Source organism: Arthrobacter sp. ZBG10 (assembly GCF_001238605.1).
In the GTDB taxonomy this organism is placed as follows: Bacteria; Actinomycetota; Actinomycetes; order Actinomycetales; family Micrococcaceae; genus Arthrobacter.
This window is the reverse complement of the sequence record NZ_LFQH01000062.1, coordinates 33,732-45,314: the sequence shown is the minus strand read 5'-3', so window position 1 is coordinate 45,314 and position 11,583 is coordinate 33,732. Positions and strand designations below refer to the sequence as shown.

Annotated in this window: 10 protein-coding genes; 7 read left to right on the top strand and 3 right to left on the bottom strand. The window is 67.0% G+C overall.

Annotated elements, in window-relative coordinates; translation table 11 throughout:
• Nucleotides 1–57: 57 nt before the first annotated feature.
• From ACU18_RS15130 to ACU18_RS15120, 3 genes are read left to right on the top strand one after another with little or no spacing between them, the layout of a single operon-like run.
• Entirely contained in the window at nt 58–1,038 is a 981-nt protein-coding gene (locus ACU18_RS15130; RefSeq protein ID WP_050686842.1) for a metal ABC transporter solute-binding protein, Zn/Mn family, read from the top strand.
• The gene (locus ACU18_RS15125) at nt 1,039–1,854 is read left to right on the top strand and encodes a metal ABC transporter ATP-binding protein (protein ID WP_050686840.1); all 816 of its coding nucleotides are present in this window, start codon (nt 1,039–1,041) and stop codon (nt 1,852–1,854) included.
• Nucleotides 1,854–2,729, top strand: a complete 876-nt coding sequence (locus ACU18_RS15120; protein ID WP_050686838.1) for a metal ABC transporter permease — start codon at nt 1,854–1,856, stop codon at nt 2,727–2,729. The genes ACU18_RS15125 and ACU18_RS15120 overlap by 1 nt, the downstream gene beginning before the upstream one ends.
• A gap of 17 nt (nt 2,730–2,746) precedes the next feature.
• Here the strand turns inward: ACU18_RS15120 and ACU18_RS15115 are convergent, their stop codons facing one another.
• Nucleotides 2,747–3,211 (bottom strand): Fur family transcriptional regulator, encoded by a 465-nt coding sequence (locus ACU18_RS15115; RefSeq protein WP_050686836.1) that lies wholly within the window; start codon nt 3,209–3,211, stop codon nt 2,747–2,749.
• A 95-nt stretch (nt 3,212–3,306) separates the two neighbouring features.
• Here ACU18_RS15115 and ACU18_RS15110 point away from each other — a divergent pair, with 95 nt between their 5' ends.
• A complete protein-coding gene (locus tag ACU18_RS15110; RefSeq protein WP_050686834.1) occupies nt 3,307–3,963 on the top strand; it encodes an MBL fold metallo-hydrolase in 657 nt (218 codons plus the stop codon).
• On the opposite strand, the gene ACU18_RS15105 is transcribed toward ACU18_RS15110, so the two are convergent.
• On the bottom strand, nt 3,960–5,066 hold the full coding sequence (locus tag ACU18_RS15105; protein ID WP_050686832.1) for a PLP-dependent cysteine synthase family protein: 1,107 nt from the start codon (nt 5,064–5,066) through the stop codon (nt 3,960–3,962). The two genes, ACU18_RS15110 and ACU18_RS15105, sit on opposite strands and share 4 nt — an antisense overlap.
• Nucleotides 5,067–5,140: 74 nt before the next feature.
• On the opposite strand from ACU18_RS15105, the gene ACU18_RS15100 reads away from it, so the two are divergent.
• From ACU18_RS15100 to ACU18_RS15090, 3 genes are read left to right on the top strand one after another with little or no spacing between them, the layout of a single operon-like run.
• Nucleotides 5,141–6,037, top strand: a complete 897-nt coding sequence (locus ACU18_RS15100; RefSeq protein ID WP_050686829.1) for a sulfurtransferase — start codon at nt 5,141–5,143, stop codon at nt 6,035–6,037.
• Nucleotides 6,034–7,173, top strand: a complete 1,140-nt coding sequence (locus ACU18_RS15095) for an NAD(P)-dependent alcohol dehydrogenase (RefSeq protein WP_050686827.1) — start codon at nt 6,034–6,036, stop codon at nt 7,171–7,173. The genes ACU18_RS15100 and ACU18_RS15095 overlap by 4 nt, the downstream gene beginning before the upstream one ends.
• On the top strand, nt 7,170–7,604 hold the full coding sequence (locus tag ACU18_RS15090) for an HIT family protein (RefSeq protein WP_050686826.1): 435 nt from the start codon (nt 7,170–7,172) through the stop codon (nt 7,602–7,604). Before ACU18_RS15095 ends, ACU18_RS15090 begins: the two co-directional genes overlap by 4 nt.
• Here the strand turns inward: ACU18_RS15090 and hrpA are convergent.
• Complete coding sequence (gene hrpA, locus ACU18_RS15085) at nt 7,601–11,545, bottom strand: ATP-dependent RNA helicase HrpA (protein WP_050686844.1); 3,945 nt, start codon at nt 11,543–11,545, stop codon at nt 7,601–7,603. The genes ACU18_RS15090 and hrpA overlap by 4 nt on opposite strands.
• Nucleotides 11,546–11,583: the final 38 nt, after the last annotated feature.

Genomic DNA, 11,583 nt, shown 5'->3' with positions numbered 1-11,583 from the left:
TCCTATTTAGGTATACGCTGGACGGGTTGTCCTCTCCTCCTGATTGAAGGTTTTTTCGTGCGCCGTCCTGCCGCTGCCCACACTTCCCTCGCCGCCTTTGCCGGCCTTGGCCTCCTGCTGGCGGGCTGCGCCGCGCCGCAGGCTGCGACCGAGTCTGCGGCGGACGGGATTTCCGTGGTGGCCTCCACCAACGTCTACGGGGATATCGCCCAGGCCATCGGTGGGGACGCCGTCAGCGTCACGGCCATCATCAACAAAACCAGCCAGGACCCGCACTCCTACGAGGCCACGGCACAGGACAGGCTGGCGGTTTCCAAAGCAGACCTGGTGATCGAAAACGGTGGCGGCTACGACGACTTCGTCACAACCCTGACCAAGGACAGCAGCCTTGCCGACGGCAACATCCTGAACGCCGTGGACATCTCCGGACTGGACGATCACGGCGACGCGACGGCGGAGGCCACGGCAGGCGGCGCAGCCGACGCCGAAGACCATGACCACGACCACGGCGCCTTCAACGAACACGTCTGGTACAGCCTGCCTGCCATGGAGAAACTCGCGGACGGCATTGCTGCACGGCTCACCGAACTGGACCCCGGTTCGGCAGCCACGTTCGAGGCCAATGCCGCATCCTTCAAATCCGCTGTGGAAAAACTCCACGGCAGCCTCGACGCCCTCAAGGGCGCCGGTGCCGGCAAGCAGGTTGCCGTCACCGAACCTGTGCCGCTCTACCTCCTGGCGGATGCAGGCCTGGAAAACGCCACCCCCGAGGAATACACGGCCGCCATCGAGGAAGGCACGGACGTTCCTCCCGCTGTTCTCAAGGCGGCGACTGACCTGGTGTCAGCCAAGACGGTCCTGCTCCTTGCCTACAATGAGCAGACCGAGGGCCCGCAAACCGAAGCCCTGAAGAAGGCAGCCGAATCCGCAGGCGTACCGGTCGTTGACTTCAACGAGACGCTGCCTGAGGGCAAGACGTACCTGCAGTGGATGACGGACAATGTGGAGAAGATCAGCAAAATTCTGGAGAATAAATAGTTGAAACCCGCGGTCAGCCTCACCGGCGCCTCCCTCAAGTTCGGTCAGCGGGCGCTTTGGGAGGACCTGGACCTGGATATCAGGCCCGGGGAGTTCTTTGCTGTCCTGGGTCCGAATGGAAGCGGCAAAACCAGCTTCCTCAAGGTCCTGCTGGGCCTTCAGGACCTGCATCACGGAACGGCCACCCTTGGCGGTCACCCCGTGGAGCGCGGCAGCAACCTGATCGGCTACATCCCGCAGCAGAAATCCTTCGCCCCGGATGTTCCCATGCGTGCCCGGGACCTGGTTGGCCTGGGCGTGGACGGCCACCGCTGGGGATTCCGTTTCTCCGCGGCCAAAGTGAACCGCCGGATTGACGAGCTCCTGGAACTTGTCGGGGCCACGGAATACGCCAAGGTACCCGTCGGCCAGCTCTCCGGCGGCGAGCAGCAACGGCTCCGCGTGGCCCAGGCCCTCGCCACGGACCCGCAGGTGCTGCTCTGCGACGAGCCATTGCTTTCCCTTGACCTGCACCACCAGCAGGCCGTGAGCGCGCTGATCAACAAGCAGTGCCATAAAAAGAACAGCGCAGTAGTGTTTGTGACCCACGAAATCAACCCCGTGATCGACTATGTGGACCGCGTCCTGTACCTGGCCGGCGGCCGGTTCCGGGTGGGCGCCCCCGAGGAGGTCATGACCACCGAGGTACTTTCCGACCTCTACGGCAGCCACGTCGAAGTGATCCATGCCAACGGCAGGATCGTGGTGGTGGGGCTCCCGGATGCCACCACGCACCATCACAGTGCCGGCCGGGAACTGGCAGGGGACGCCGCCTGATGGACCTCGACAGCATCCTCGGAGCCATCTTCAGCTTTGATAACTACGGCGAACTGCTGGTCCTGGTCCAGAACTCCATCTGGGCCGGTGCCGTCCTGGGCCTCCTGGGCGGGCTGGTGGGAACGTTTGTGATGAAGCGCGACCTGGCCTTTGCAGTGCACGGCATCTCCGAACTGTCCTTTGCCGGGGCAGCCTTCGCGCTGCTGATCGGTACGGACGTGGTTTTCGGTTCGCTGATCGGCTCCGTCGCCGCCGCGCTGCTCCTGGGCCTGATGGGGGTCCGTGCCCGGGACAAAAACTCAATCATCGGCGTCATCATGCCGTTCGGCCTGGGGCTGGGCATCCTGTTCCTCTCGCTGTACGAGGGCCGTGCCGCCAACAAATTCGGTTTGCTGACCGGCCAGATCGTGTCCGTGGACACCGTCCAGCTGCAGGCCCTGGCCGGGACCGCCGTGGTGGTGATGCTGGCGCTTTTTGCGATCTGGCGTCCGCTGAACTTCGCCAGTGTGGACCCCGAGCTGGCGGAGGCCCGCGGTGTTCCCGTCAGGACACTGGCGCTGGTGTTTATGGTGCTGCTGGGCGTCAGCGTTGCCTTGTCCATCCAGGTGGTGGGTGCCTTGTTGGTCCTCGCCCTGCTGATCACCCCTGCGGCCGCGGCCTTGCGGGTGACCTCAAGCCCGGTGGCCGTGGTGCTGCTGAGCGTGGCGTTCGCGGTGGTGGCCACCGTGGGCGGGATCCTGCTGGCGCTGGGCGGCCGGATCCCCATCAGCCCCTACGTGACCACGCTGTCGTTCCTGATTTATGCCGTGTGCCGGGGGATCGGCGCTTTCCGGGCCCGCAGGGGGCTCAACGGCCGCGTACTGCAGGGCGCCTGAATTGCTGCCGGGTCGTGCTACAGCAGGCCAGCGGCCTTGAGGCTGGTGCAGTCCGGGCACAGCCCAAAGATTTCCACCGTGTGGGCCACTTCCGTGTAGCCGTGCACCGCTGCGGTCCGGGTGGCCCAGGTTTCAACGGCCGGGGCCTCCACCTCCACAGCCTTGCCGCAGTTGCGGCACAGCAGGTGGTGGTGGTGGCCGGTGACCGCGCAGCGGCGGTACACCGCTTCGCCGTCGCCGTTGCGGAGCACATCCACGAGGCCCTCGTCAGCGAGGGACTGCAGGATCCGGTAGGCGGTGGCCAGCGAGACCGAATCGCCCTGGTTCTGCAGGATCCGGTACAGCTCCTGCGTGCTGACAAAATCACTGAGCGTGTCCAGGGCGGCGCTGACCGCCTTACGCTGTTTGGTCACGCGCTGTTCCTTGCCCCCACTGGCCGGCGGCGGCGGGGTGGTGGCGTCAGCCTGGGCTCCGAACGGCATGGAGGGACTGCCTTTCCGTGGGGATGGGTGCAACGCTAAAGATTACCAGCCGCGGCGTCGTGGACAGGGTGCTGACCGGACCCTAGGCTGGCCGGATGAAGCTGACGAAATACACGCACGCCTGTGTCCGGCTCGAAAAGGACGGCCGGGTGCTGGTCCTTGACCCCGGCACGTTCTCCGAGACCGACCAGGCGCTGGCCGGCGCCGAAGCTATCCTGGTGACCCACGAACACCCTGACCATATTGATATGGCGGCAGTGGTTGAGGTGCTCAACGGCCCTGGCGCCCCGGCTGTCCACGCCCCGGCGGGAGTGGCGGAGAAACTGCGCGCCGAAGCACCCGGCGCCGCCGGAGCCATCCACACGGTGGATCCCGGCAGCACCTTTGAAGCAGCAGGCTTTGCCATCAGCAGTTTCGGCGGCCAGCACGCCCTGATCCACCCCCAGATTCCGGTGGTGGCCAACATCGGCTACCTGGTGGACGGGAACGTCTACCACCCGGGGGATTCCTTCATCATCCCGGACGGGATCAGCGTCAAGACACTGCTGGTGCCGCTGCACGCGCCCTGGTCCAAAATGTCCGAGGTGGTGGACTTCGTGATCGGTGTCCGGGCTCCGCAGGTGTACCAGATCCACGACGGGCTGCTCAACGCTGCCGGCCTGAAGATCGTGGAGACGCAGGTACAGCGGCTCGGCGCGAAATACGGCGTCACCTACACGCACCTTGAGCCGGGCGAGTCGGTGGAGGCCTAAACCGGCCAGGCGCCCGTCTCGAAGAACTCTGCGAGGATGGCTTCGTGGGGCGCCGGGTCCAGGCCCTGGGCCGCCAGCCAGGCAGGGTTGTAGTAGTTGCCCGCGTAGCGTTCGCCGCCGTCACACATCAGGGTGACAACGCTGCCGGTGCGGCCTGCCGCGAGCATCCCGGCCACCGTCTGCCAGACTCCCCAGAGGTTGGTTCCGGTGGAGGGCCCGGCGGCGAACCCCGTGAGGGTCCGCAGGTGCCGCATCGCGGCGACGGATGCCGCGTCCGGGACCTGGATCATGGCATCGATCACGGACGGCACAAAGCTGGGTTCCATCCTGGCGCGGCCGATTCCTTCGATGCGGGACGGCAACCCGGCGGGATCGGCGGCGCCCCGCCAGCCGGGGAGGAACGCCGAGTTTTCCGGGTCCACCACCAGCAGCTGCGTGGAATGGTTGTTGTAGCGGAGGTACCGACCGATGGTGGCGCTGGTGCCGCCGGTCCCGGCGCCCACCACGATCCAGTCCGGCACCGGATGTTCCTCGAGCCGGAGCTGGCCGAAGATGGACTCGGCGATGTTGTTGTTCCCACGCCAATCGGTGGCCCGTTCGGCGTAGGTGAACTGGTCCATGTAGTGGCCGTTGCAGGTGGCCGCCACTTCCTCAGCAGTGGCGTAGACCTCCGCGGCGTGGTCCACCAGCAGGCAGGAGCCCCCGAACTGCTCGATCAGGGCGATTTTCTCTGCGCTGGTGCTGCGTGCCATTACGGCGATGAACGGGAGCTCCAGGAGCTGGGCGAAATAAGCCTCGGACACGGCGGTACTGCCGCTGGAGGCTTCAACGATGGTGGTGTCGGACCGGATCCAGCCGTTCACCAGGCCGAATAGGAACAGGGACCGGGCCAGCCGGTGCTTCAGGCTGCCGGAACGGTGGGTGGACTCGTCCTTGAGGTACAGACCGATGCCCCAGTGTTCCGGCAGCGGGACCGAGTAGAGGTGGGTATCGGCGGAGCGGTTGTTTTCCGCCGCGATCTTCCGGATGGCCGCGTCCGCCCATTCCCGGTCGCTGCTTTTCCTGCTGCCGTGGTCCGGGGCGCTGCCCTGCTCGATCTTCACCGCACCAGCCTACCTGCGGCGCGGCCCCCGCCCTTTAGAGTTGGAACCGAACGTCAAAGCACCGAAGGAGCCCCATGGAACCCCTGATGGATGTGGACCGGCTGGCCGGCCGCCTTGCCGCCGGTGAGCGGACGGTCCTCCTCGATGTGCGCTGGGCGCTGGGCGACCCCCACGGCCGTGACCACTACCTGGCCGAGCACCTGCCGGGCGCGGTATTTGTGGACCTCGCCGCCGAGCTTGCCGATCCGGCAGCGGAAGGCCGGGGCCGGCACCCGCTGCCGGAGGCGCGGGCATTCCAGTACGCTGCCAGGGGTTGGGGCCTGCGGTCCGGCGACGTGGTGGTGGCGTACGACGACAGCGGCAACATGGCCGCGGCCCGCTTGTGGTGGCTGCTTCGGGACGCCGGGATTGCCACCGTTTTCCTGCTCGACGGCGGCCTGGCCGCCTGGCGCGCGGCGGGACTCCCGCTCGCCGCCGGTGCGGTGGTACCGGAACCGGGCGACATTGACCTTGCGGCGGGTGCAATGCCCGTCCTGGACGCCGCTGCGGCTGCGGAGTGGCCCGACCGCGGCCTGCTCCTGGATGCGCGGGCCGGGGAACGCTACCGCGGTGAAGTGGAACCCGTCGACCCGCGCGCCGGCCACATCCCCGGGGCCGTCAGTGCGCCGGCGGCGGCGAACTTGGCGGCCAACGGGCGCTTCCTGCCGGCCGCAGACCTGCGCCGCCGGTTCGAGGCGCTGGGGGCGCGGGACGGCGTGTCGGTGGCTGTCTACTGCGGCTCCGGTGTTACCGCAGCACACCAGGTGGCGGCCCTGGAACTGGCCGGCTTCAGCGCTGCCCTGTATCCGGGATCATTCTCGGAATGGTCCAACCGGCCGGACCTTCCCGTGGCCACCGGCCCGGAACCGGACGGGCCGGAACGGCAGCCAACTGGCAACGCGGGCGGCCGCGGGGGTAGCGTCGCACTATGACCCCAGGACGCCCCGTACCCCCGCCCCTCGCCCAAACCATCAACCCCGTTGCCGACGGCGGCGTGCTGGCCGCCGCCTATGGCGCCACGTCGGGGGACAGCGGCCTGGTCCCGCTCACCGTTGCGCGGCGGGCGCCCAAGGCGGACGACGTCGAAATCGCCATCGAGTACTGCGGGCTGTGCCATTCCGATGTGCACGCCACCCGGGGGGAGTGGGGCAACCAGTCCTATCCGCTGGTCCCCGGCCACGAAATCGTGGGCACCGTCAGCCGCGTCGGCGCCGACGTTACGGACTTCGAGGCCGGCGACCGTGTGGGGGTGGGGTGCATGGTGGACTCGTGCCGGGAATGCGGCAGCTGCCTGGACGGCCTGGAGCAATACTGCGAAAACGGCATGACCGGCACCTATGGAGCCAAGGACCTGCGCAACGGGGACACCGTCACGCAGGGCGGCTATGCCACCTCTGTGGTGGTGGACCGGCGCTACGTGCTGCGGGTGCCGGAATCGCTGGATCCGGCCGCCGTGGCCCCACTGCTGTGCGCTGGTGTCACCACTTTTTCCCCGCTCCGCCATTTCGACGTCGAAGAGGGCGACGTGGTGGGTGTTGTGGGCCTCGGCGGACTGGGTCACATGGCCGTCAAACTGGCCAAGGCCATGGGCGCAAAGGTGGTGGTTTTCACCACCTCCGAAGCCAAGGCGCCCGCAGCCCTGGAGCTCGGCGCGGACGACGTGGTCCTGTCGCGGGACCCTGCCGCAATGGCAGCGGCGGACCGTACCATCGACCTGATCATCGACACCGTGGCCGCACCCCACGACCTGAACCCCTTCTTCCGGACGCTGCGCGTGGACGGGGCCCTGTTCCAGCTGGGCCTGCCGTCCGAGGCCATGCCGCCGGTCAACCCGGGCGCGCTCATCCGCCGCCGGATTGCCTATGCCGGCTCCCTGATCGGCGGAATCGCCGAAACCCAGGAGATGCTGGACTTCTGCGCCGAACACGGCGTGGTGGCGGACATCGAACTGGTGGGCGCGGACCAGCTGAATGAGGCCTACCACCGGATGGTGGCCGGCGACGTGAAATACCGGTTTGTGCTGGACACCAGCACCCTGCAGGCACCCGCCAAGGAGGCAGACGCGTGAGCACGCTGTTCACCAAAATCATCAACGGCGAGATTCCGGGCCGCTTCGTCTGGCGCGAAGCCGATGTCGCCGCCTTCCTCACCACCGGGCCGCTTGCAGACGGCCACACCCTGGTGGTCCCCACCGAAGAAGTGGACCGGTGGACCGACGCGTCACCGGAAACCCTGGCCCGGGTCATGGAGGTTGCGCGCCGCATTGGCGCGGTCCAGGTGGACCTCTTCGGCGCCCCCCGGGCCGGCCTGCTGGTGGCCGGTTACGAGATCAACCACCTCCACGTCCATGTGTGGCCGTCCCGCAGCATGGCGGACTACGACTTCGGCTCCGTGGACCAGAACCCGGATCCGGTGGCACTGGATGGGCACGCGGCGAAACTCCGCCAGGGCCTCCGCGACGCCGGGTACGGCGCCGCGGTGCCGGGGGAACCGGGCTAAGCCGGGGCGAGTGCCTTGTTGAGCACGGCACGGATGCGTTTTTCCGAGACGGAGTAGGCGGTACCCAGCTCCACCGCAAACAGGCTGACCCGCAGTTCCTCGATCATCCAGCGCACCTGGGTTAATTCGTGCCCGGCGCGCCGGCCCGGCAGGAGGGCGGACACGGCGTCGTCGTAATCGTCCTCCAGCCGCTGGACCGCAGCCATCCCCAGCGCATCCCGCTGCACGTTGCCCGGGAGGCGTTCCAGGCGTTTCTCGATCGCAGCCAGGTAGCGCGGGAGCTGGCTGAGCTGGGAGTAGCCCGTGCGTGCCACAAAGCCGGGATGGACCAGGTTCTCCAGCTGGCTCCGGATGTCATTGAGGGCGCTGATGAGGGCCAGGCTGGTGGTGCCCTTCAGCTGCTTTTCGATCCGGCGGGCGCTGGCCAGGATCCGTTCCACCACGGACGTGACGCTGAAGACGGTGTCGATCAGCTCGGCCCGCACGGTCTCATACAGCGCGTCGAAGGCTGCCCGGTCCCACGGCAGCTGGGCGGGGACCAGCTTGTCGATGGCTGCCAGGGCGCAGTCCGCGATCAGCGCCGTGACCGAGCCGTGCGGGTTCTGGCTGAACGTGAGCTTCTCGGTGTTGCTCAAGTGTTCGAGGACGTAGCGGTCGGGTGCCGGGACGCGCAGGGCCAGCAACCTGATGACGCCGCCCCGCATGGCAGCCTGCTGCTCGGCCGGAGTCTGGAACACGCGGAGGGACACTGACGTCCCCTGGTCCACCAGGGCGGGAAAGCCAGTTACAGTGTGGCCTTTGACCATGCTGCTGACCTGCTGCTGGAGGGTCCCCACCGACCACTCAACCAATCCGGTCTGTTCGGCGAAGCCGCCGGGCACCTGCCCCCGCCCCCCGGCAGCGGCTGTGCCGGCGTCGGGCCCTGTGCCGTTGCGTTTGACCTTTCCCCCGGCGGCAGGACCGGTTGTCGCAGGGGTGGCGCCGAGGGACTCGGCGATGGCACGCCGGGTGGCCGGTGCCAGCCGTTCCTGGAGCGCCGGCAGGTCCTTGCCCTCCTCCAGCACCTTGCCTTTGCTGTCCACCACCTTGAAGCTCACGCGCAGGTGAGGGGGAACGGCGTCCCAGTTCCACGATCCCGGCGGGATGACAGCACCGCGGAGCCGCCGGAGGGCCAGTTCGAGGGAGGCTTCGAGGTCATCCGCCGCCGGGTCGAAGTCGGCTTCGAGGACGGCTACCGTTTGGCGGGCGACGTCAGGAGCAGGCACGAAGTTTTTCCGGACCTGCTTGGGCAGCGACTTGATCAGGGCCGTTACCAGCTCCACACGTTGGCCCGGAATAAGCCACCGGAAGGGGGCGTCGTCGAGCTGGTTCAGGAAAAGGACCGGCACTTCTGCCGTCACGCCGTCGGACGGGTTGGGCGCAGAACCGGGAGCCACCGGGTGGAACTCGTAGCTCAGCGGCAGGTCGAATCCCTTGTGCAGCCAGGACTTGGGGTAGGCGGAATCGTCCAGGTCATCGGCGTCGTTGCTGATCAGCAACGACTTGTCATAGTCCAGCAGGTCCTGCTGCTCCCGGCGGGCGTCCTTCCACCACTTGTCGAAGTGCCGTTCGGAGACCACCTCAGCGCCGATCCGCGCGTCGTAGAACTCAAAAAGCGTCTCGTCATCCACCATGAGGTCCCGGCGGCGCATCCGCGCTTCCAGTTCCTCCACCTCGTGCAGGAGGGCCCGGTTGCGGTGGAAGAACTTGTGCTGGGTTTTCCAGTCGCCTTCCACCAGCGCATGGCGGATGAACAGCTCGCGGGCCAGGACCGGATCCACCCGGCCGTAGTTGATCTTCCGCTGGGCGATGATCGGTACCCCGTAGAGGGTGACCTTTTCGTAGGCCATCACCGAGCCCTGCCTGGTGGACCAGTGCGGCTCGCTGTAGCTGCGCTTCACCAGGTCCGGTGCCACCTGTTCCGCCCACAGCGGATCAAAGCGGGCTGCCACGCGTGCCCAGAGGCGGCTGGTCTCCACCAGCTCGGCGGCCATCACGAACGTGGGGGACTTCTTGAACAGCGCAGACCCGGGGAAAATCGCGAACCGGCTGCCCCGGGCGCCCGCGTATTCGCGCTTGCGTTCGTCCAGGATGCCGATATGGCTCAGCAGGCCGGACAGCAGGCTGATGTGGATGCCTTCGTGGTTGCCCACAGGATCCACCTCGCGATTGTTGTCCAGGCTGATGCCCAGGGGGCGGGCCAGCTGGCGCAGCTGCGCGAAGAGGTCCTGCCACTCGCGGACGCGCAGGTAGTTGATGAACTCGTTGCGGCACAGGCGCCGGAATGCTGAGGAGGAGAGCTCCTGCTGCTTCTCCTGCAGGTAATTCCAGAGGTTCAGGAACCCGGTGAAATCCGAATTCTCGTCCTTGAACCGGTTGTGCTTTTCGGCCGCGAGCTGCTGCTTGTCGGTGGGCCGTTCCCGCGGGTCCTGGATGGTGAGCGCGGCTGCCAGGATCATGACTTCGCGGACGCAGCCACGTTTGCCGGCCTCCACAATCATCCTGCCCAGGCGGGGATCCACCGGCAACTGCGCCAGCTGGTGCCCGACGGCGGTCAGCCCGCCGCCCTTTGCACCGCCCTTTGCGCCGGCCGGCTGCGCCGCTGCCAGGGCGCCGAGTTCGCGGAGCAGGGTGACGCCGTCGTTGATGGCCCGCGACTCGGGCGGCTCCACGAAGGGAAACTCTTCAACGTCCTTGGGCCCGCGTGCCACACCCATGGCGGTCATCTGCAAAATGACCGCGGCAAGGTTGGTGCGCAGGATCTCAGGATCGGTGAAGAGGGGGCGGGACTCGAAGTCCTCCTCCGAGTACAGCCTGATGGCGATGCCGTCCGACACACGGCCGCACCGGCCCGAACGCTGGTTGGCGGATGCCTGCGAAACCCGTTCGATGGGCAGCCGCTGGACTTTGGTGCGGTGCGAGTAGCGGGAGATGCGGGCGGTGCCCGTGTCGATCACGTACTTGATGCCTGGCACTGTCAGCGAGGTTTCCGCCACGTTGGTGGCCAGGACAATGCGGCGTTTGGAACCCGGGTGGAACACCTTGTGCTGTTCCTGCAGGCTCAGCCGGGCAAACAGTGGCAGGACCTCGGTGCCCGCCAGCCTGCGGTTGGACTGGATCCGGGCCTGCAGCGCTTCTGCAGCGCCCCGGATTTCGCGTTCACCGGAGAAGAACACCAGGATGTCGCCGGGGGCCTCGGAAGCCAGTTCGTCCACAGCGTCGCAGACCGCGTCCAGCGGGTCCCGGTCCTCCTCGAGTTCATCGTCCGAGCCCTCGTCCTGGTCGTCCTTGGGCTGCGAGAGCGGCCGGTAGCGGATTTCCACCGGGAAGGTCCGGCCGGAGACCTCGATGATCGGTGCCGGCTGCTCCGGCGTGCCGAAATGGTTGGCGAACCGCTCTGGATCAATGGTGGCGGAGGTGATGATGACCTTCAGGTCCGGGCGCTGCGGCAGGATCCGCCGCAGGTAGCCCAGGATGAAGTCGATGTTCAGGCTGCGCTCATGCGCTTCATCGATGATGATCGCGTTGTATTTGCGCAGCAGCTTGTCGCGCTGGATCTCGGCCAGCAGGATGCCGTCCGTCATCAGCTTGACCTTGGTGTTGCGGCTGACTTCACCGGTGAAGCGGACCTGGAAGCCCACTTCCTGGCCGATGTCCACGCCCAGTTCCTCCGCAATGCGTTCGGCCACCGTGCGTGCCGCCAGCCGCCGGGGCTGGGTATGGCCGATCAGGCCGTTCTCGCCCAGGCCCAGTTCAAGGCACATCTTGGGGATCTGGGTGGTCTTTCCGGAACCGGTCTCGCCGGCAATGATTGTCACCTGGTTGGCGGCAATGGCGGCCATCAGGTCGTCGCGGCGCTCGGAAACCGGCAGCTCGGCGGGATAGGAAATATGAAAAGTCATGGCTGCTGACATTCTACTGCCGCAGCCGGGCCGCCCAG

Coding starts and splice junctions, on each gene's coding strand:
- ACU18_RS15120 (WP_050686838.1), top strand. CDS start 1,854: ATGGACCTCGACAGCATCCTCGGAGCCATCTTCAGCTTTGATAACTAC.
- ACU18_RS15115 (WP_050686836.1), bottom strand. CDS start 3,211: ATGCCGTTCGGAGCCCAGGCTGACGCCACCACCCCGCCGCCGCCGGCC.
- ACU18_RS15110 (WP_050686834.1), top strand. CDS start 3,307: ATGAAGCTGACGAAATACACGCACGCCTGTGTCCGGCTCGAAAAGGAC.
- ACU18_RS15100 (WP_050686829.1), top strand. CDS start 5,141: ATGGAACCCCTGATGGATGTGGACCGGCTGGCCGGCCGCCTTGCCGCC.
- ACU18_RS15095 (WP_050686827.1), top strand. CDS start 6,034: ATGACCCCAGGACGCCCCGTACCCCCGCCCCTCGCCCAAACCATCAAC.
- hrpA (WP_050686844.1), bottom strand. CDS start 11,545: ATGACTTTTCATATTTCCTATCCCGCCGAGCTGCCGGTTTCCGAGCGC.